The following is an 18,410-nucleotide window of genomic DNA, read 5'->3' as shown; positions in this document are numbered from 1 at the left end:
GGGCCCCCGCCCCCCACCACCCCCCGCCGGCGGCCCCTAACCCCCCCCTTCCGGGCCGCCCCCCCCCGTTAGGGGGCCAAAACGGCCATTTCGCACCCCCGGGTCAGGAAGTCGTGGTGTGCTGGCGGCGGAAGGTGAGGGCCACCAGGAAGCTCAGCCCGGCCAGCAGGCTCGCGCCGAGGAACGCCGCGGTCATCCCGTCCACCATGAGCTGCGGCCCCCGCACGCCGGAGCCCGCGGCCGATCGGGTGACCGAGCCCGACACGGTCATCAGGATGCTCAGCCCCAGTGCCGCGCCGACCTGCTGCATCGTCTGCAGCACGCCGCCCGCGGCACCCGCGTCCTCGGTCGCCACGCTGGTCATGACGAGCACGTTCATCGGGGAGAACGCCAGTCCGACGCCGACGCCCATGAGCACCATGGGGCCGAGCAGCGTCGCGACGTAGCCGCTCGACGGCGTGAGCTGGGTGAGCCAGCCCGCCCCGGCGATCATCAGCACGGTGCCGGTGATGGCGAGAGGCTTCGGGCCGAAGCGGGGGAGCAGCCGGGGGATCGAACGGCTCAGCGCGAACACCATCGCCGCCATCGGCAGGAACGCGAACCCGGTCTGCAGCGCGGCGAAGTGCTGGACGTCCTGCAGGAACTGGGTGAGGAAGAAGAACATCGACATCATCGCCATCGGGCCGAGGAAGAAGTTCGCGTAGGCCGCGGCCCGGTTGCGTTCGGCGAACAGCCGCAGCGGGACCAGCGGCTGGCTGCCGCGGGCCTGCAGCACCAGGAACCCGGCCAGCAGCACCACGCCCGCACCGAGTGAACCCAGGGTGACCGGGTTGTCCCAGCCGTCCGAGCCGCCGTGGGTGAAGGCGAAGACGAGTGCGCTGACGCCGAGGGTCCCGGCGATCGCGCCCGGCAGGTCGAGGTGCGCGTGCCGTCGCTCGGGGTCGGGCACGAACCGCGGCGCGAGCAGGACGATCGCCAGCCCGAACGGCACGTTGATGAACAGCGCCGAGCGCCACGAGATCCACTCGGTGAGCAGGCCGCCCAGCAACAGGCCGATGGCGAAACCGCCGCTGGCCATGGCGGAGAACAGCGACAGCGCGCGCATGCGGGCCCTGGCCTCGGTGAACGTCGTGGTGATCAGGGCCAGGGTGTTCGGGCCCGCCATCGCGGCGCCGATGCCCTGCGCGATCCGGGCCGCGATGAGCAGTTCGGCCGAACCCGCCAGCCCGCCCGCGAGCGAGGCGAGCGTGAACACGGCCGTGCCGAGGACGAACATGCGGCGCCTGCCGAACAGGTCGCCCGCCCGGCCGCCGAGCAGGAGCAGCCCGCCGAAGACCAGGCTGTAGGAGGTCATCACCCAGGACACCCCGGTCGGGCTGAACCGCAGGTCCGCCTGGATCCGGGGGATGGCGACGTTCATCACCGTCGCGTCGAGGATGAGCATGAGCTGGCAGATCAGGATGATCGCCAGTGCGAGCCCGCTGCGCACCGGCGCGCGGGCGGGCCGGCTCGCCGCGGGCTCGGTGGTGAGGGTGTGCTCGGTCAAGGAATACTCCCCAGTGCAGGAACGAGAGGTAACCGGAGAACTTCTCCGCTTGGTTGCGGAGTGATAATATGGAGAAGCTCTCCGGTTCCGCAAGTGAATTCGGAGAATCTCTCCGGTTCGTCGACGAGGAGGTGCCGGATGACCGCGGACGCGGCCCGTCCGATGCGCGCGGACGCGCGGCGCAACTACGAGCGCATCCTGGCGACGGCCAGGGATGCCTTCGCGGCCGAGGGCACCGACGTCCCGCTCGACGACATCGCGAAGCGGGCGGGCGTGGGCGCGGGCACGTTGTACCGGCACTTCCCGACCAGGGAGAAGTTGTTCGAAGCGGTCTACCGCGACGAGGTCGAGACCCTGGCGCAGCACGCGTTCGACCTGCTCGCAGAGCTACCCCCTGGCGAGGCGCTCGAAGCGTGGATGCGGAACCAGGTGCGCTACTACGCCGAGCGGCGGGGGCTGACCGTCGCGCTCAAGGCCGCGCTCGACCACGAGTCGGAGACGTTCGCGCTCTGCCGCGTCCGCACCCAGGCGGCCTCGGGTGCGCTGGTGTCGGCCGCGCAGGAGGCCGGGTTGATCCGTGACGACGTCACGGGTACCGACGTGCTGCGGCTGTGTCACGGGGTCGGCTCGGTGAGCCAGTACGCCACCCCGGAGGACGTCGAACGCATGCTCGGCGTCGTGCTCGACGGCCTCCGGAAGGGCTAGCGCGTCAGGAACCGATGCCGGTCAGGGACCGGACCTCCATCTCGGCGTGCTTGGCGGGGTCGGCCTTCGACCGGCCGACCAGTGTGCCGACGAAGCCGCACAGGAACGAGAACGGGATCGACACCAGGCCCGGGTTCTTCAGCGGGAACCAGTGGAAGTCGATGCCCTTGACGATCGAGTCCGGGTCGCCGGAGACGACGGGGGAGAAGAGCACCAGTACCAGGCAGGCGATGAGCCCGCCGTAGATGCCCCACAACGTGCCCGTGGTGTTGAACCGTTTCCAGAACAGGGTGTACAGCAGCGTCGAGAGGTTCGTCGAGGCGGCGACGGCGAAGGCGAGTGCCACGAGGAACGCGACGTTCTGCCCGTTGGCGAGGATGCCGCCGAGGATCGCGAGCACACCGACCACGATCGCGGTGATCCGGGCGACGCGGACCTCGTCGCGTGGTTCGGCCTTGCCGCGCTTGAAGATGTTGGCGTACACGTCATGGGCGAACGACGCGGACGCGGTGAGTGTCAGCCCGGCGACCACGGCGAGGATCGTCGCGAACGCCACCGCCGAGATGACGCCGAGCAGGAGCGTCCCGCCGACGTGCAGCGCGAGCAGGGGAGCGGCCGAGTTCTCGCCGCCGGGTGCCGCCTTGATCTCGTCCGTGCCGACGAGCGCGGCCGCGCCGAAGCCGATCACCAGCGTGCACAGATAGAACACGAGCATGCAGACGACCGCCCACACCACCGAGCGGCGGGATTCGCGGGCGTTGGGCACCGTGTAGAAGCGCATCAGCAGGTGGGGCAGCGACGACAGGCCGAGGACGAGGGCGAGCGCGAGGGAGACGAAGTCGAGTTTGGTGACACCGCTCGTACCGTAGGAGCCGCCCGGCTCGAACAGCTTCTCGCCGAGCGGGCTCTTCTCCGCCGCGGCCGAGAGCAGGTTGGAGAAGCTGAACCCGAACTTGCCGAACAGGAACACGGTGATCAGCGCGCCCGCGAGCAGCAGGATGGTCGCCTTGATGATCTGCACCCACGTGGTGCCCTTCATACCGCCGACCAGCACGTACAGCACCATGACCAGGCCGACGCCACCGATCACCAGCGCCTGGCCGAACTTGCCGTGGATGTTCAGCAGCAGCGCCACCAGCCCGCCGGCGCCCGCCATCTGCGCGAGCATGTAGAAGAGCGAGATGACCAGAGTGGACGTCGCGGCGGCGGCGCGGACCGGGCGTTGCTTCATCCGGAAGCTGAGCACGTCGCCGACGGTGTAGCGGCCGGTGTTGCGCAGCAGTTCGGCGATCAGCAGCAGGTCGATCAGCCAGGCCACGAGGAAGCCGATGGAGTAGAGGAACCCGTCGTAGCCGTGGATCGCGATCGCGCCCGCGATGCCGAGGAACGACGCTGCGGACAGGAAGTCCCCGGACAGCGCGATGCCGTTCTGCCGCCCGGTGAAAGCGCTTCCCGCCGCGTAGTAGTCCGAGGTCGAGGAGTTGCGGCTGCTTGCCCGGTACACGACGAACAGGGTGATCGCGACGAACAGGGCGAAGACCAGGGTGTTGAGGACCGGGTTGTTCGCGGGGATCCCCGCGGCGAGCGTCGACGTCATCGGGGATCCACCTCCGCGCGTTCACGGATGTCGGCGACCATCGGGTCGAGCCGGCGCCGGGCGAACCGCACGTACAGCCAGGTGATCAGCGCGGTGCTGACGAACTGCCCCAGGCCCAGCAGCATGCCTACGTTGACCTGGCCGAACACCTTGGTGCTCATGAAGTCGTGCGCATACGCCGCGAGCAGGACGTAGGTGAGATACCAGACGAAGAAGGCCACGCTCATTGGGAAGGCGAACCACCGGAACCGCCTGCGCAGCGAGCGGAACTCCTGGCTGTGCTGGATCCGGTCGTAGTCCGGCTTCGCCGGTCCGGCGGGCCGCGCCGCGCGGCGGGGCTGGTCGGGGGTTTCGGAACTGGGCAGCTCGCCCGCGAACAGGACCGGGATGCGGCCGGTCTCCTCGAGGGCGCTGCTCGTCGCGTCGGGACGCGCGACGTTGTGCATGGGTGCCTCCGGCAACTTGCGTCCGCCGCGGGGCTGGCGCGCTCGCCGAGTGGGTTCACTCGCCCGGCCGGACTACGAGGCTCGCATAGTAGTCATGGCCCCGGTGACCGGGAATAGGCACCTGGCGTTCGGCGAGGGCCACGGTGGGTATTCGTTCTCCCGGAGGAAAATAACGGTAAACGCCGTTGACAGGACGATCACGGGCAAATCACTCGGAATAGTGAGCGCAGTTGTCACGCGATGTCGCGGGCAGTTCCGGACGATGCGGCGAACGGAGTAGTGCCTGGCTGGGCGCCCGCGATCCGGTGACCGTTGGTAGCCGGGTCACCCTCTCGGGCCCGTGGTGGCGCTCCCCGAGGGGTGCCTTGGTGAAGATCCCCAGGCTGTGGCTAGGATTCCGTCAGAAATCACCGCCCAGGGTGGCGTACTCGCGCAAGGCCACAACATCGGGCATATCTCACCCCTTGACCCACCCGATGGGGGCACGCTGAGTACACCTGAAGGGGGAACTGACTACCCTTCGTGGGCTAAACGGGTGACGTCCGAGTGCCCGAGCCCGACGCGTCCGGTAACCGGAATTACCCGTTTGTCCCCCGGCGGGGCGGAATGCGTGTCCGGGGCACCCGGTGATGAACGCATTTTCCCAGGTCAGCACCCATATACGGAACGGAATTGACCGGGCCACCATTGGTGTACGATTCTTTGGCCCAGCTGACCGCAGCGATCGATTGGCACCGAAAAGTTGATCTCGACGACCGTGCAGTACGCAAGTTGCGCAGTGCACGTGGAGCGCACCGGGTGGCAGCCCGGGAACGAGAGCCGCGCCGTGTGCCGCCCGGGCCTACAGTGCGCACGGGGTGATCGCGCGGCACGCCGCAAGGCCGGGGACCGCGCCGCAAGCACCGGGTGCCGTCGCCGCGGCTCCACGACGCCGGACAGGGAGTCACTTACGTGACCGTTGCAGGAGAAGGCCAAGTGCCTGTTGGCAAGCTGCTCGGCCGCCCGCCCCAGCGTTCACGCTGGGCGTCGGCCTGGCAGGCGCTGGTGCGCTGGCGGGACTGGAGCCTGCCGGTCAAGCTCGCGGCCGTCACCGTGGTGCCGATCATCATCGCGCTGGTACTGGGTGTCACCACGATCGCGAGCCAGGTCGGCCGCTCGGGCGGCTACCAGCGGATCGACCGGCTCGTCGCGCTCGGCTCGCAGGTCCGCGCGCTGGCCACCGGGCTCGAGCACGAACGCACCGTCACCGCGGCGACGCTGACCGCGGGCACCGTGGGCGGCACCCCGGAACTGACCGCCGCCCGTGCCGAGGTCGACGCCGCGGTCGGCCCGTACACCGCCGCGGCGGGGCGGGCCGCGGAGGCCGCGCCGGGCGTCGACGGGCTCGCGAAGGCGGCTTCCGGCCAGCTCGACCGGCTCGCCTCGGTCCGGAAGCAGGCGGCTTCCGGTCAGCTCGAACCGCTCCAGGCGATCGCCGAGTACTCCACGATGACCGCCGCGTTGATGGATCTGGACACCGCGCTGGCCGCCGGGTCCACCGACGACGCGCTGGGCGGGACCCCGAACGCGCTGCACGAACTGACCGTCGCCGGCGACCAGCTCTCGACCAGCCAGGCGCTGGTCTCCTTCGGGATAGCCAGGGCGGGTCTCGCGCCGAGCGCGCTCGATCAGCTCAACACGGCCGAGCTGCGGCTGGCCGACCGGCTCGCGGCGTTTCGCGCCGCGGCCACCGACGCGCAGCGCGCGGACTTCGACAGGACAGTGTCGGGCAGCGCTGTGCAGACCCGCGACCGGCTGGCCAAGGCGGTACGCGGGACCACGGGCGTGGCGAGCGACCAGGCACTCCGGCGGATGGCCGCCGCCGAGTGGAACGACAGCTCCTCGGCGATGCTCGGGAAGCTCGGCGAGGTCGCCAAGCGGATGGGCGACCAGGTCGGTGCCGCGTCGGCGGAACTGGTCGAGGACTCCAGCAGCGGCGCCGGGCTGCTCGCGGTGCTGTTGTTCGGCGCGCTCGTGCTCGCCGTCGCGGTCGTCTTCCTCATCACCCGCCAGCTGCTGCGTTCGCTGAAGGTGCTGCGCCGCAGCGCGCTCGACGTCGCCGAGAACCAGCTGCCCGACGCGGTCCGCAACATCCAGGAGGGCCGCGCGCAGAGCACCGAGGTCCAGCCGGTCGCGGTGGGTGCCGACGACGAGATCGGCGAGGTGGCCCGGGCCTTCGACAAGGTGCACCACCAGGCGCTGCGGCTGGCCACCGAGCAGGCCGCGATGCGCACCGGGTACGGCAGCGTGTTCGTCAACCTGTCGCGGCGCAGCCAGAGCCTCGTGCAGCGGCAGCTGCAGCTCATCGAACAGCTCGAGCGGGACGAGGAGGACGCCGACCAGCTCGCCACGCTGTTCCAGCTCGACCACCTCGCCACCCGGATGCGGCGCAACAACGAGAACCTCATGGTGCTCTCCGGCGCCGAGCCGGGCCGCCGCTCCGGCAGGCCGGTCGGCACCACCGACATGCTGCGTGCCGCGGTGTCGGAGATCGAGCAGTACCAGCGTGTCGTCGTGCAGCCGCCGCCGTCGGCCACGATCGTGGGCTACGCGGCCAGCGACCTGATGCGGCTGGTGGCGGAGCTGCTGGACAACGCGACGGCGTTCTCCGCCCCGGCCACGCAGGTGACCGTGGCGACCAGGCTCGGCGAGGACGGTTCGCTCAACATCGACATCCTCGACAAGGGCATCGGGATGAACGCCGCCGAGGTCGCCGAGGCGAACGCCCGGCTGACCGAGGCCGGGTCGGTGGACCTGGCGACCTCGCGCCGGATGGGCCTGTTCGTGGTCGGCCGGCTGGCCAGCAGGCACCGCATCGGCGTCTCGCTGCACGGCGGCAAGGACATCGTCGGCGTGCGCGCGACCGTCGTCGTCCCCGCCGAGCTGGTCACGGTGACCGACGCGGGCCCGGCGACCGGGCCGATCACCCGGCCGCCCATGCAGACCACGCAGAACACGCAGACCACCGGCGGGCTGCCGCGGCGGCTGCCGGTCAACGGCTCGGCGGTGCACGTCCCGGCGCAGCCGGGGGAGAACCGGTGGCCCTCGGCGAGCGACCTCGCCGGCCACACGAACAACGGGCACACGCCGCCGCAGGTGGCCCGGCCGCCTTCGGATCTGGAGATCTCCGGCACCGCGCTGTTCAGCCCGATCCCCAGCGACGAACCCCCCGCCGCCCCGCCGGCGCCGCTGGCCGCGCCGCCTCCGCCGCGTCAGCCCGAACCGGAGCCGAAGGCGGCCGAGGAGCCCGCCGAGCTGCCTTCGGGGAAGGACCTGTTCTCCGCCAACGGGACCGCGTTGTCCGACTGGTGGCAGCAGGCGGCCACCTCGGCCCCGCCGCCCGCCCCGGCCCCGGCACCCGCACCGAAGCGGTCGGAGACGACGCCGATCTTCGACGAGATGCTCTCGGCGTGGTTCCGTGAGCCCGCGAAACCGGCCGCGGACGGCGAGCAGCAGCCCGCGGCGAAGGAGCCCGAAACGGACGGGTCCGAAAAGGACACCGAGAAAGCCAAGGGCGGCAAGGATTCCGCCGAGCAGGACCTCGCCGAGCAGGAACGGCGCAGCTGGGACTTCGCGAGCGACGAGAACTGGCGGACCGTGCAGGCGGTGACGCAGGCACAGGCCACGCCCACGTCGTTCACCCAGGCCGGGCTGCCACGCCGCCGTCGTGGCGAGCGGCTGTTGCCGGGCAGCGCCGTCCCGGCGGCGCCCGCCCCGGCCGAGGCGGCCGCGGAGGCCAAGCCGGAGCTGCCGGTCCGGGATCCGGCCGATGTCCGCGGCAGGCTCAGCAGCTTCCAGCAGGGGGTGTACCGCGGCCGGCTGGAGGTCCAGCAGGCCGTGCCGGAAGCGCCCGCCGCGGCCCCGGAAAAGCCCGTCGCCCCGCAGCAGCCGGAGCAGCAGGCCAATCCGGCCGCCGCCGGTCAGCCGGCGCAGGCCGCGCCGGGCACCACACCCGCGGGTCGTCCCGCCACGCCGCCGTCGGTGCTGCCGTCCCGGCGCCGTCCGGCCACCCCGCCACCCGCCGCCCAGCCCGCCGCCGCGGCACCCGCCGCTCAGCCACCGGCCGCCCAGACACCGGCCTCTCGGACACCGGCCTCTCGGACGCCCGCGGCGCAGCCGGGAGCCGAGGCACCTGCCGTGCAGCAGCCCGTCGAGACGCCCGCGGCGGAGGTACCGCAGCCGCCGCTGGTCGAGCCGCTGGAGCAGCCACGGCCCGAGGTCCCGGCGACGGCGGTGGCCGACCGGACCGCGGACGCCGCGTGGTCGTTCGGCTCGGACGAGGGCTGGCGGAGTGCGCAATCGGTGTCCCAGTCGACACCTTCGGCGTTCACTTCGGCAGGATTGCCCCGGCGGCGTCGCGGGGAGCAACTGCTTCCGGGTAGCGTCGCACCACTCGCCGGAGGGTCCAATCCCCGACCACAACGCGACGCGCACGATGTACGCGGTCGCCTGAGCAGCTTCCAGCAGGGCATCCAGCGCGGACGGCACCACAACGCGCGGGCCGCCGAAAGCAACCACGAAACACTGGAGGGTGAATGACCTCGCCGAGTACCGGGCAGCCGCAACAGAACCAGTTCGGATGGCTCGTCAACGACTTCGCCGAGCGGGTACCGGGCGTGGCGCACGCTGTCGTCGTCTCGGCGGACGGCCTGCTGCTGACCGCCTCCAACCGGCTGCCGCTCGACCGCGCCGACCAGCTCGCCGCGGTGGCGTCGGGCCTGGTCAGCCTCACCCAGGGCGCCGCGCGGTGCTTCGAGGCGGGCGCGGTCAACGAGACCGTGGTCGAGATGGAGCTCGGCATCATGATCCTGATGTCGATCAGCGACGGCTCGTGCCTGGCGATCCTCGCGGCGCCGAACTGCGACATCGGGCAGGTCGCCTACGAGATGACGATGCTGGTCGACCGGGTCGGCCAGATCCTCACCCCGGAACTTCGCGCGCAACTTCAGGGCGCGGGCGGGTCGCTGATCGGCGAACCGGTGGGATGATACCGCGATGAGCACGGGGTCCGGATACGGCGAAGAGCCGGGAGCGCGCGACGCTTCCGGTGGCGGGGACGACGGCACGTTCGCCGACGTCCTCAACGGCTTCACCCTGGACTCGGGCCGTGCCCGGCGGAAACGCAAGAAGAACAAGGAGTCCCCGCAACCCCCGGCCGCCGGAGCACACGCGGCCGCGGAAGAGGGGGATAACAGGCAGCCGCCTGCCGAGCAAGGAGACCGCGTGACCTCACTAGTCTCTCCCCCGGGCAGTACCGACGCCGATGGGCCGAGACCGGGCGGCATGTTCGACCCGGGCCCGCCCAGCGGCGAGTTCGTGATGCCCGCCGTGTTCGATCCGCCGAGCCCGGCGGAGGAGACGGCGATCGTGCGGCCCTATGCCCTCACCGGTGGCCGGACGAGGGCCAATTATGCTCTTGAGCTGGAGACGTTGATCTCCACCAAGGACTACGCCGTTTCGGGGGGCCTCCCCGAGGGGGCGGCGGATCGGATCGAGAACATCTCGATCATGGAAGAGTGCCGGACCCCGCGTTCGGTCGCCGAGATCGCGGCGGCCCTGCGCGTACCACTGGGTGTGGCCAGGGTGCTGATCAGCGACGCGGCGGACGCGGGGCTGGTCACGGTGCACAGGACGATATCCGGGAATGACGGCGCCGAGGCACATCTGGTGTTGATGGAAAGGGTTTTGAGTGGACTCCGTCGGCTATAAGGCTCCGCGGGAGACCGCGCCTCCCACCATGACCTCGGCGAAGATCGTGGTGGCCGGCGGCTTCGGGGCGGGCAAGACGACGTTCGTCGGTTCGGTGTCGGAAATCGTTCCGCTCACGACCGAGGCGATGATGACCGACGCGAGTCGCGGCATCGACAATCTGGACCAGACCCCGAACAAGTCGACGACGACCGTGGCCATGGACTTCGGCCGCGTGTCGCTGGACGCGGACCTGATCCTCTACCTGTTCGGCACGCCGGGACAGCAGCGGTTCTGGTTCATGTGGGACGACCTGGTCCGCGGCGCGATCGGCGCGGTGGTGCTCGCCGACACCCGGCGGCTGGCCGACTCGTTCGCCCCGATCGACTTCTTCGAGGACCGCGGGCTGCCCTACATCGTCGGGGTCAACACGTTCGACGGCATCCTCGAGCACGACATCAACGACGTGCGCGAGGCCCTGTCGATCGACCCGAACATCCCGATCGTGCGGTGCGACGCCCGGGATCGCGAGTCGACGAAGCAGACGCTGATCACGCTCGTCGAGTACGCGATGCGGCAGTGGATCGCGCTGCGGGCGGCCAACGCTCGCTGACCCTGGCTCCTGCCTGCCGGTAGGAATCGATGGTCCGGTGCAGCTGCGCGCACAGCTCACCGAGGTGGCGCTCGCGGAACCCTTCGCCGACGGCGAAGGGTTCCAGTTCCGCCGTGAGCCGCTCCAGCTCGGCCGCTTTTTCGGCGCCGGGCAGGTGGTTGCGGGTCAACGTGTGCAGGATGCGGTACACGAGATCGGAACTGTCCGGCTGGGGGTCCATGACGCCAGCCAACCCACTTTTCAAGCCGGAGTTGTCGATGAGAACTCTGCGAGCCGACGCCCGGCGCAGTCGCGAGCAGATCGTGCAGGCGGCCGAGACCGCGTTCCAGCGGTACGGCGTCGACGCCTCACTCGAGGCGATCGCGAAGGACGCTGGAGTCGGATCAGCCACGCTGCACCGCCACTTTCGTTCCCGGCGCCAGCTGGCGGAGGCAGTGTTCCAAGAGCGCACCGAGGCGGTCGCCGCGGTCGCCGACCGGCTGAAGGCCGAGCAGGAACCGGGTCCGGCGCTCTTTCACTGGCTTCGGGCGGCGCTGGAGTACACGGTGGCGAACCGCGGGCTGGTGATGACCCTGCTGCCGCCGTCGGACGACGACGCCCCCACAAAGGTTTGCGGCCACCAGACCCTTGCCGCCGCGGCGGATTCCCTGCTGAGCGCCGCCCAAGCGGCCGGCGCGGACGTCACTGTGGCCGACACGCTGGCGTTGGTCAACGCGATGTCGCTACTCGCAGAACAGGACGCCACGGCAGACGTTCGGCACTTACTCGGATTGGCGATCACAGGCATCGGTCCCGGCCCATGCGAGGCTGACGAACCTGCCCAGTAGCCCCGGGCGTTCCCGCGTCGGCCTGCCCCGCGGGCGGCGAGCTGGTGTGAAACGCAACTCAGGATCAGCGCAGGGCGTTCTCGACCAGCGCGACGGTCGCGCGGGGATCGTCGACTTGGACGACCAGGCGGGCGTAGCGCTCGTCGGCGAGTTCGATCACGACGGCCTTCGACGGGTTTTTGACGTCCCAGAAGACCTTTTCGCCGTCGAGGTGGAACGTGCCCGCCGTGATCACGCCGGGCACGTGGGCACCCGGCGCACGGATCCCCTGGGGATCGGCTGCGATGCCGGGGTCCGCGGTCGCGCCGCGGACGTTGGCCAGCGGGATGGTCATGCTGCTCTTGAAGGCCCAGAGCTTGTCGAGACCCTCGATCACGACAACGAGATCGTCGCCGTCGATGGTGACCAGTGCCATGTTTGTTTCCTTGTCAGTTAAGCGGATCGAGGCGGTGGGTCAGCGCGGTGCCGACACCGTCGGGGTTGCCGCGCAGGAGGATGCCCAGTGCGGCGGCCGTGAGGGCGGCGGCCAGTGCGGTGGAAATGCCGAGCGCGTCGGCGATCGCCTGGTCGGCGGCGGCCAGCGCCGCGGCCACCTCGGCGGCCACCTCCTCGTCGGCCGGTGCCCGTTCGGCCGCCGCGAGCAGCAGCAGACCGAGGTCGGCTGACGTGATGAGCCGCAGCGCGGTCGCGGCATCCGTTGCCGCGGCGAGCTTTTCGGTCAAGGGGCGGACGTCGTCGGCGAGGTGGCGGCGCAGGGCGACCAGGTAGAGGCCGCGCTTGCTGCCGAACGTCTTGTACAGGCTGTTGCGGTGCACGCCGAGGTGGGTCACGAGGTCGTCGATGGACACTCCGTCGTACGCGCGGCCACCGAACAACCCCACGGCGGCGCGCACCACCTCGTCCTCGTCGAACGCCCTTCGCCTGCCCATGCCACGACGATAGACTTTTGAGGAACGATCAGTCAAGAACGATCGTTCCTCAAAAGTCGGGCGCACAGGAGACGACGCGGCCGGGCGGGCGATCCCGAGGAAATCCGGTCACCGTGGATCACCAGGCGACGGAGAGCCGTTCGACGCCGTGCACGGCTGTCATGGTGCGAAAGCGGATGTCTGCCGGATCACCATCGAGCCGGAGCCTGGGGAAGCGTCGCAGTAACGCTGGTAGCGCGATCCGTAGTTCCATCCTGGCCAGTGGCGCGCCGATGCAGTGGTGGATGCCGTGTCCGAAAGCCACGTGCGGGACCGGTTTCCGTGAGATGTCGAAGTCGTCTGGCGCGGCGGCAAGACCCGGGTCCCGGTTGGCCATGGGGAGCGACGGAACGACCAGATCGCCAGTGCGCATTTCCTGCCCGCCGACGGTGGCGTCCACCATGACGGTTCGAGGAAGACCAGAGTGCACCGGAGTGAGAAACCGGAGCAGTTCTTCGACGGCATCGTCGACACGCTCGGGCTCGTCGCGAATCGCGGCCAGTTGTCCGGGGTGCTCGAGCAACAGGGCGGTGCCCGCGCCGAGGGTGCTGGCCGTGGTCTCGTGCCCCGCGATCAGCAGCACAAGGGCGATACCGACCAGCTCGTCGTGACTGACGTCCTCATCGTGCTCGCGGATCAGCATGCCGATCAGGTCGTCGCCCGGAGCACCGCGATGCCGGTTGACGAGATCGCTCAGGTAAGTACGAAGAGCAAGGAACGCCGCGGTTCGTTCGTCCTGTGAGGCGGTGAGCCGAAGCTGAACCGACGACAGACGTTGGAACATCTCCCGGTCGGAGTAGGGAACTCCCAGGAGTTCGCAGATGACCAGGGAGGGGATGGGCAGCGCGAAGCTCTCGACGAGGTCGGCCGGCGGGCCGGCGTCCCGCATGTCGTCGAGAACTTCGCCGACAACGGCCCGCACCCGAGGCTCCAGCACACGCATGCGGCGCATCGTGAACTCCGGGGTGAGCAGCCGGCGTAGCCGGGTGTGCTCGGGCGGGTCCTGACCGACCATGAACGATGCCGCGTCGGCGAACTGCTGTCGTCCGGACGCGGCGGCATCGGTTCGCGAGGTGGCGGGATCCGCGTGCCGGGCAAGACCCGCGCTGCTGAACCGGTCGGCGTCGCCGAGTACGGCACGCACATCCTCGTGGCGGGTGACCAGCCAGGCGGACACCCCGAACGGCGTGTCCGTTCTGGCCGGCCTGCCCGTGCGTGCGTGTTCGGAAAGCTCGGGTCCTGGGCCGTAGCGCTCGCGCGACATGGTGACCGGACGCGGCGGGGTCGGCGACGTCATCAGTTCTCCCATCGAGCAGCGACCGGGCGTCTCCCGGAGCACACTGCTGAGACTCAGTAAACTTACCTGGTAAGCTTATCGAGTAAGCATTCAGTGCGCCAGGTCGAACCGAGGAGACCGAGACGGGTGTCGCTCGATCGTCTTCCTGGTGCTGACAGAAGGGGAATCGGTGTCATGACATCCACATCCGGAACGCGCTCCCTGAAGGTCCTCGTCTGCGGCGCTGGTGTCGCGGGACAGGCATTGGCCTACTGGCTGGTGCGAGGTGGTCATCGGGTCGTGGTCGCCGAGCGCTTCCCGGCGCTGCGGGCCTCCGGCGCCCAGGTCGATCTCCGCGGTCAAGGCATCGAGGCGGCCGAGGCCATGGGACTTCTCGATGTCGTGAAGAGCAAGCTTGTGGACGAAGCCGGCGTCGCCTTTGTGGACACCCGGGGCAAGGCGCGGGCGACGATCATGGCCAACACGTCCGGCCAGGGGCGCCAGACGCTGACCTCCGAGTACGAGATCATGCGGGGAGACCTCGTGCGCATTCTCCATGATGCGACGAAGAACGACGTCGACTACGTCTTCGGGACGAGCGTGGACCGCTTCGAGCAGGATGAGAAGAAGGTCGTCGCCCACTTCTCCGACGGCTCGTCCGACGAGTTCGACCTGCTGGTCGGCGCCGACGGACAGGGGTCGCGTGTCCGCCGGGCCCTCCTGCCTGCCGGGACTCCGGAGCCGTACTGGCGGGTGGGGATCCACATGGCGTACTGGTTCGTTCCGCGCATCGCGTCGGACAGCAACATCCGCGACACCTATATCGCCCCTGGTGGCCGGATGATCATGCGCAGGAGTCACAACCCGGACGAGACCCAGGTGTATTTCGTGCTGCGGGAAACCTCGGAGGAAGCGTCGGTCGTCCATCGCGAGCCGGTCGAGCGCCAGAAAGCGTTCTGGGCCGGGCGGTTCCGCGACGCGGGATGGCAGACCGGCCGGTTCGTCGACGGCATGGAGACGACCCCGGACTTCTATTCGCAGGAGGTCGTGCAGGTTCGTACGGACACCTGGTCGCGCGGACGTGTCGCCCTGGTCGGCGATGCCGCGCACTGCGCCTCCCCCTACAGCGGCATGGGGGTTTCCGGCGGCCTGGTCGGCGCCTACGTCCTGGCCGCCGAGATCAACCGCCACCCCGCCGACCTGTCGCGGGCGCTCGCGAACTACGACACGACACTCCGGCCGTTCGTCGACGAGATCCAGGCCGCGGTGAAACCGCACCTGTTGCGCCTCGGCATGCCCCGGAGCCGCTTCGGGATCAACGCTTTCCTCGCCGCCACCGGATTCGCCACCTTCCTGCGTGTTCCCGACCTCGTCGCGCGGTTCTCGACGGAAGACCGGGGCGGCGCTTGGCAACTCCCCGAAAGCCCGGAACTTCGTGTCCGCTAGAAGTGGCAGCTTGTCCGAAATGACTTACTTGATAAGCTTACTGTATAAGTACACTGGATAAAGAATCAGTCCGGCGAAGGAGCCCGTTTCCCATGCCAAAACGCGGAGATCGAGGCGGGGCGAAGACGCGGGCGCGTATCGCCGAGATCGCGAGCGAGCTGTTTCTGGAGCGAGGCTTCGACGAAGTCACGATCGCGGAAGTCGCCGCGGCCGCCGGGGTGTCGAAGGTGACGGTGTTCTCGCACTTCGAGCGGAAGGAAGATCTCCTGCTCGACCGTCTTCCCGACGTCGTCGACATCGTGCGGACCGCGATCCGCGAGCGGGCGAACGACGTCGATGCCATCAGGGCGCTCCGCCGGGCGGTCCTCGCGCTCGGCGAGGAGCGGCACGTGCTCTCGGGATTGGGTGGGGATCTCGAACCGATCATGCGGACCATCGCGGCTTCGCCCGCGTTGATCGCACGGCTCCGCGCGTTCGGGTACGAAATCGAGACGGAGTTGGCCGCCGGGCTCGATGCGGACGCGAGTTTCGACGGCGACAGCACGTTGGCCGCGGCCCTGCTCGTCGCCGCGTATCGGACAGTCGCCGTCGAGACGGTACGACGTCGGCTGGCAGGAGAGGATCTCGACGACCTCGCCGTGTCGCACCGTCGGCGCGTGAAGCGGGCGTTCGACGCCGTCGAACGCGGCATCTCAGGCGCTCATCGCAAGGCGCCGTCCGCCTGAGATCCCGAACGCCGCGCAAGCGAGTCGCCGAGGTGTTGTCGGGAGTCTGCCGTCAGCAAAGGGCGCTGGCTGTCCGCACTTCGGTGAGTGTTCGCCGCGCGAGTTCGCCGAACTCCCTGTCGGTGGTCGTGTCGCACCAGCGCTCGTAGGCGATTTTCCAGGCGAGCGCGCCCAGTTCGGCGGCCACGTGCGCGGTCAGGACGGGAACGCCGCGGCGCTTGAGCGCGTCGATCATCGACGCGGTGAGGCCGATTCCCTTGAGTGCCTCGCGTTCGCGCAGTTCCGGGTTGGCGGCGATCACTGCCTGCCGCCGGGCGCCGAATTCACGACGATCGGGTGGGAAGGCTTCCCTGCCGATCACGTCCAGGGCGTGAGCCACCGCTTCGAGCGGCCCGGCGCCGGCCGGCGCCGCGGCGATCCCGTCGACGAGCAGCCCGGTCATCGTGCCCCCGCCGAAGAGCACTTCCCGCTTGTCCGGGAAATGGCGGAAGAAGGTGCTCTTGGTGAGCCCGGCACGTTCGGCGATCTCGATCACCGTCGTGTTCTCGTAACCCCGTTCCTCGAACAGTTCCAGGGCAGCGACCACGAGTCGCTGTGATGCGTTGGGTTGCCAGCGGGCCATGGGGCCAGTTTACGGCACTTGGTCCCGTCACTCGTGTATGGTGATGGGACCAAGTCTCATCACTGTGGTGTCGGAGGTCCCGAAGTACCATGATCGTTTTCCTCCACGGAGTACCGGAAACAGCCGCGGTCTGGCGCAAGGTGCGGGCCGGGATCGGCGCCGAGTCGGTGGCGCTGACCCTGCCGGGGTTCGACGGCTCGCTGCCGGACGGGTTCACCTCGACCAAGGACGAGTACGTCGACTGGGTCGCCGAGCAGCTCGACCAGTACGACACCGTCGACCTGGTCGGCCATGACTGGGGCGCCGGGCTGGTGTACCGGCTGGCGATGACCCGGCCACTGCGCTCCTGGGTCGCCGACGTCGGCGGCTTCCTGCATCCCGGCTACGTCTGGCACTCCCTTGCGCGGACCTGGCGGACGCCCGGCGAGGGTGAGGCGGCGATCGCGGCCATGGTCGCCACGGAGCCCCGGGCCTTCGCCGGTTCCGCCGCCCAGTGGGGCCTGTCGGAGGAGGACGCGCGGGAAATGGCCGAAGGCTTCACCGAGACCATGGGCGCGTCCATCCTGTCGCTGTACCGCTCGGTCACGTCGACCGCGCACGCCGACTGGGGCCCGCTCACCCCGACCGGCGCGCCGGGCCTGATCCTGCACCCGGCCGACGACGAGTTCTCCGACGAGGCCAAGGCACGCGAGGTGGCCGCCGCGTTGGGTGCGCGGTTCCGGCTGCTCGAAGGCGTGGGTCACTTCTGGCCGTACCAGGCGCCGAAACAGGCCGCCGAGATCCTCGTCGAGTTCTGGTCATCGTTGCGATAGGACAGTCCTTATTGGATCGTGCCGCGAACGGTCCCATCACCGTGTCATTGGAGGTCCCCATGAGCCGAGCCGTTGTCCATGAGACGTTCGGAGGCCCAGAAGTGTTGGAGTTGCTAGAGATTCCGGAGCCGCACGCCGGGCCCGGCGAGGTCCGCGTCCGTGTCACGGCCGCCGGTCTGAATCCCATGGACTGGGGTATCGCGGCGCGGCCCGAAGCGGCCGCCCAGTTCGGTATCACCGTGCCATCGGGCTTCGGTTTCGACTTCGCCGGGGTCGTCGACGAGGCCGGGCCCGGCGCCACGGGATTCGCTGTGGGCGACCGTGTCCACGGCGGCGCGCTGAGCAGGGCCGTCGCCGATTTCGTGGTGGTCAAGACGCCCACTGCGGCGCCCGACGCGCTTTGGCCTACGCCGGAGGGCGTCGGCGACGAGGTGGCGGCAACGCTCCCGGTGGCAGGTATGACCGCCGCCGCCGCGCTGGCGTCCATCGATCCGCGGGCGGGCGACACCGTACTGGTCGGCGGCGCCGCGGGCGGCGTCGGTGTGTTCGTGGTGCAGCTCGCGAAGCTCGCCGGCGCCCGGGTGATCGGGACCGCCGCGGAGAGTACTTTCGAGTTCCTGCGCCAATTCGGTGCCGAGCCCGTGACATACGGCCCCGGACTGACTGATCGGGTACGGGCACTCGCCCCCGACGGCGTGACCGCGGCGACCGACCTGTTCGGCACCGAGACGGCCGAGACCGCGCTCGCGCTCGGCGTGCCGCCCGAGCGGATCTCCACCATCGCCGCGGGGCCCACCCCTCCCGGCGGCGTGCGCGCGACCGGCGGTTTCGACGCGGAGCCGGACGCCATGAAGCGGATCACCGACGCGATCCTCGCCGGCGAACTCACCGTGCCGATCGCCGCCACTTTCCCGATCGAGAAGATCCGCGACGCCGTGACACTGCAAGCCGGACGTCACGTCCACGGCAAGATCGTGATCACCCTCTGACGTGTCGCGAATGGGAGGCGGATTCATGCGATCGTCGCAACATGCTCTACTTAGGACAGTATCATGTTGAGTTTTTCTTTGGGGCTGAGCCAGTTCAGGGTTTTGCGGGGA

At 69.6% G+C, this 18,410-nt stretch carries 18 protein-coding genes; 10 read left to right on the top strand and 8 right to left on the bottom strand.

The genetic code is table 11. The features are described from left to right. Positions 1-103: 103 nt before the first annotated feature. Complete coding sequence (locus ACFWY9_RS17135; RefSeq protein WP_378327698.1) at positions 104-1,546, bottom strand: MFS transporter; 1,443 nt, start codon at positions 1,544-1,546, stop codon at positions 104-106. A gap of 138 nt (positions 1,547-1,684) precedes the next feature. Between ACFWY9_RS17135 and ACFWY9_RS17130 the strand changes: the two genes are divergently transcribed. Further along, positions 1,685-2,251, top strand: a complete 567-nt coding sequence (locus ACFWY9_RS17130) for a TetR/AcrR family transcriptional regulator (RefSeq protein WP_378327697.1) — start codon at positions 1,685-1,687, stop codon at positions 2,249-2,251. A gap of 4 nt (positions 2,252-2,255) precedes the next feature. Here ACFWY9_RS17130 and ACFWY9_RS17125 read toward each other — a convergent pair whose 3' ends face one another. After that, positions 2,256-3,848 (bottom strand): cation acetate symporter, encoded by a 1,593-nt coding sequence (locus ACFWY9_RS17125; protein WP_378327696.1) that lies wholly within the window; start codon positions 3,846-3,848, stop codon positions 2,256-2,258. Then, on the bottom strand, positions 3,845-4,294 hold the full coding sequence (locus ACFWY9_RS17120) for a DUF485 domain-containing protein (RefSeq protein ID WP_378327695.1): 450 nt from the start codon (positions 4,292-4,294) through the stop codon (positions 3,845-3,847). Before ACFWY9_RS17120 ends, ACFWY9_RS17125 begins: the two co-directional genes overlap by 4 nt. A gap of 975 nt (positions 4,295-5,269) precedes the next feature. Here ACFWY9_RS17120 and ACFWY9_RS17115 point away from each other — a divergent pair. Genes ACFWY9_RS17115 through ACFWY9_RS17100 form a run of 4 tightly spaced genes read left to right on the top strand, consistent with a single transcriptional unit; the run spans position 5,270 to position 10,634 of the window. Then, positions 5,270-8,872 carry a nitrate- and nitrite sensing domain-containing protein gene (locus ACFWY9_RS17115; RefSeq protein ID WP_378327694.1) on the top strand — a complete coding sequence of 1,201 codons (3,603 nt, stop codon included), beginning with the start codon at positions 5,270-5,272 and terminating at the stop codon, positions 8,870-8,872. Next, positions 8,869-9,321 carry a roadblock/LC7 domain-containing protein gene (locus ACFWY9_RS17110; protein WP_345387883.1) on the top strand — a complete coding sequence of 151 codons (453 nt, stop codon included), beginning with the start codon at positions 8,869-8,871 and terminating at the stop codon, positions 9,319-9,321. Before ACFWY9_RS17115 ends, ACFWY9_RS17110 begins: the two co-directional genes overlap by 4 nt. 7 nt (positions 9,322-9,328) lie before the next feature. Then, complete coding sequence (locus ACFWY9_RS17105) at positions 9,329-10,042, top strand: DUF742 domain-containing protein (protein WP_378327693.1); 714 nt, start codon at positions 9,329-9,331, stop codon at positions 10,040-10,042. A 28-nt stretch (positions 10,043-10,070) separates the two neighbouring features. Further along, entirely contained in the window at positions 10,071-10,634 is a 564-nt protein-coding gene (locus tag ACFWY9_RS17100; RefSeq protein WP_378327692.1) for an ATP/GTP-binding protein, read from the top strand. On the opposite strand, the gene ACFWY9_RS17095 is transcribed toward ACFWY9_RS17100, so the two are convergent. After that, on the bottom strand, positions 10,573-10,854 hold the full coding sequence (locus tag ACFWY9_RS17095; protein ID WP_378327691.1) for a hypothetical protein: 282 nt from the start codon (positions 10,852-10,854) through the stop codon (positions 10,573-10,575). The two genes, ACFWY9_RS17100 and ACFWY9_RS17095, sit on opposite strands and share 62 nt — an antisense overlap. Between ACFWY9_RS17095 and ACFWY9_RS17090 the strand changes: the two genes are divergently transcribed. Next, entirely contained in the window at positions 10,853-11,461 is a 609-nt protein-coding gene (locus tag ACFWY9_RS17090; protein ID WP_378327690.1) for a TetR/AcrR family transcriptional regulator, read from the top strand. The genes ACFWY9_RS17095 and ACFWY9_RS17090 overlap by 2 nt on opposite strands. Positions 11,462-11,525: 64 nt before the next feature. On the opposite strand, the gene ACFWY9_RS17085 is transcribed toward ACFWY9_RS17090, so the two are convergent. The 3 genes from ACFWY9_RS17085 to ACFWY9_RS17075 form a co-directional block, all read right to left on the bottom strand. Then, the gene (locus ACFWY9_RS17085; RefSeq protein ID WP_378327689.1) at positions 11,526-11,876 is read right to left on the bottom strand and encodes a hypothetical protein; all 351 of its coding nucleotides are present in this window, start codon (positions 11,874-11,876) and stop codon (positions 11,526-11,528) included. A 13-nt stretch (positions 11,877-11,889) separates the two neighbouring features. Beyond that, positions 11,890-12,390 carry a TetR/AcrR family transcriptional regulator gene (locus ACFWY9_RS17080; protein WP_378327688.1) on the bottom strand — a complete coding sequence of 167 codons (501 nt, stop codon included), beginning with the start codon at positions 12,388-12,390 and terminating at the stop codon, positions 11,890-11,892. A 118-nt stretch (positions 12,391-12,508) separates the two neighbouring features. After that, positions 12,509-13,726 carry a cytochrome P450 gene (locus ACFWY9_RS17075; protein ID WP_378339237.1) on the bottom strand — a complete coding sequence of 406 codons (1,218 nt, stop codon included), beginning with the start codon at positions 13,724-13,726 and terminating at the stop codon, positions 12,509-12,511. Positions 13,727-13,900: 174 nt separating this feature from the next. On the opposite strand from ACFWY9_RS17075, the gene ACFWY9_RS17070 reads away from it, so the two are divergent. Beyond that, positions 13,901-15,151 carry an FAD-dependent monooxygenase gene (locus ACFWY9_RS17070; protein WP_378339236.1) on the top strand — a complete coding sequence of 417 codons (1,251 nt, stop codon included), beginning with the start codon at positions 13,901-13,903 and terminating at the stop codon, positions 15,149-15,151. Positions 15,152-15,243: 92 nt separating this feature from the next. Next, entirely contained in the window at positions 15,244-15,876 is a 633-nt protein-coding gene (locus tag ACFWY9_RS17065; protein ID WP_378339235.1) for a TetR/AcrR family transcriptional regulator, read from the top strand. Between the two features lie 52 nt (positions 15,877-15,928). Here ACFWY9_RS17065 and ACFWY9_RS17060 read toward each other — a convergent pair whose 3' ends face one another. Continuing rightward, entirely contained in the window at positions 15,929-16,498 is a 570-nt protein-coding gene (locus ACFWY9_RS17060; RefSeq protein ID WP_378339234.1) for a helix-turn-helix domain-containing protein, read from the bottom strand. Positions 16,499-16,587: 89 nt separating this feature from the next. Between ACFWY9_RS17060 and ACFWY9_RS17055 the strand changes: the two genes are divergently transcribed. Both ACFWY9_RS17055 and ACFWY9_RS17050 read left to right on the top strand, forming a co-directional pair. Continuing rightward, a complete protein-coding gene (locus tag ACFWY9_RS17055; RefSeq protein ID WP_378339233.1) occupies positions 16,588-17,310 on the top strand; it encodes an alpha/beta fold hydrolase in 723 nt (240 codons plus the stop codon). A 59-nt stretch (positions 17,311-17,369) separates the two neighbouring features. Beyond that, complete coding sequence (locus ACFWY9_RS17050) at positions 17,370-18,299, top strand: NADP-dependent oxidoreductase (RefSeq protein WP_378339232.1); 930 nt, start codon at positions 17,370-17,372, stop codon at positions 18,297-18,299. Positions 18,300-18,410: the final 111 nt, after the last annotated feature.

Source organism: Amycolatopsis sp. NPDC059027, assembly GCF_042739735.1.
GTDB lineage: Bacteria > Actinomycetota > Actinomycetes > Mycobacteriales > Pseudonocardiaceae > Amycolatopsis.
This window is presented reverse-complemented; position numbering and strand designations above follow the sequence as displayed.

Excerpts from the sequence above, each read along its gene's own strand:
- ACFWY9_RS17085 (WP_378327689.1), bottom strand. The coding sequence starts at position 11,876 with ATGGCACTGGTCACCATCGACGGCGACGATCTCGTTGTCGTGATCGAG.
- ACFWY9_RS17095 (WP_378327691.1), bottom strand. The coding sequence starts at position 10,854 with ATGGACCCCCAGCCGGACAGTTCCGATCTCGTGTACCGCATCCTGCAC.
- ACFWY9_RS17100 (WP_378327692.1), top strand. The coding sequence starts at position 10,071 with ATGACCTCGGCGAAGATCGTGGTGGCCGGCGGCTTCGGGGCGGGCAAG.
- ACFWY9_RS17055 (WP_378339233.1), top strand. The coding sequence starts at position 16,588 with ATGATCGTTTTCCTCCACGGAGTACCGGAAACAGCCGCGGTCTGGCGC.
- ACFWY9_RS17050 (WP_378339232.1), top strand. The coding sequence starts at position 17,370 with ATGAGCCGAGCCGTTGTCCATGAGACGTTCGGAGGCCCAGAAGTGTTG.
- ACFWY9_RS17125 (WP_378327696.1), bottom strand. The coding sequence starts at position 3,848 with ATGACGTCGACGCTCGCCGCGGGGATCCCCGCGAACAACCCGGTCCTC.
- ACFWY9_RS17065 (WP_378339235.1), top strand. The coding sequence starts at position 15,244 with ATGCCAAAACGCGGAGATCGAGGCGGGGCGAAGACGCGGGCGCGTATC.
- ACFWY9_RS17090 (WP_378327690.1), top strand. The coding sequence starts at position 10,853 with ATGACGCCAGCCAACCCACTTTTCAAGCCGGAGTTGTCGATGAGAACT.
- ACFWY9_RS17075 (WP_378339237.1), bottom strand. The coding sequence starts at position 13,726 with ATGACGTCGCCGACCCCGCCGCGTCCGGTCACCATGTCGCGCGAGCGC.
- ACFWY9_RS17070 (WP_378339236.1), top strand. The coding sequence starts at position 13,901 with ATGACATCCACATCCGGAACGCGCTCCCTGAAGGTCCTCGTCTGCGGC.
- ACFWY9_RS17060 (WP_378339234.1), bottom strand. The coding sequence starts at position 16,498 with ATGGCCCGCTGGCAACCCAACGCATCACAGCGACTCGTGGTCGCTGCC.
- ACFWY9_RS17080 (WP_378327688.1), bottom strand. The coding sequence starts at position 12,390 with ATGGGCAGGCGAAGGGCGTTCGACGAGGACGAGGTGGTGCGCGCCGCC.
- ACFWY9_RS17105 (WP_378327693.1), top strand. The coding sequence starts at position 9,329 with ATGAGCACGGGGTCCGGATACGGCGAAGAGCCGGGAGCGCGCGACGCT.
- ACFWY9_RS17130 (WP_378327697.1), top strand. The coding sequence starts at position 1,685 with ATGACCGCGGACGCGGCCCGTCCGATGCGCGCGGACGCGCGGCGCAAC.
- ACFWY9_RS17110 (WP_345387883.1), top strand. The coding sequence starts at position 8,869 with ATGACCTCGCCGAGTACCGGGCAGCCGCAACAGAACCAGTTCGGATGG.
- ACFWY9_RS17120 (WP_378327695.1), bottom strand. The coding sequence starts at position 4,294 with ATGCACAACGTCGCGCGTCCCGACGCGACGAGCAGCGCCCTCGAGGAG.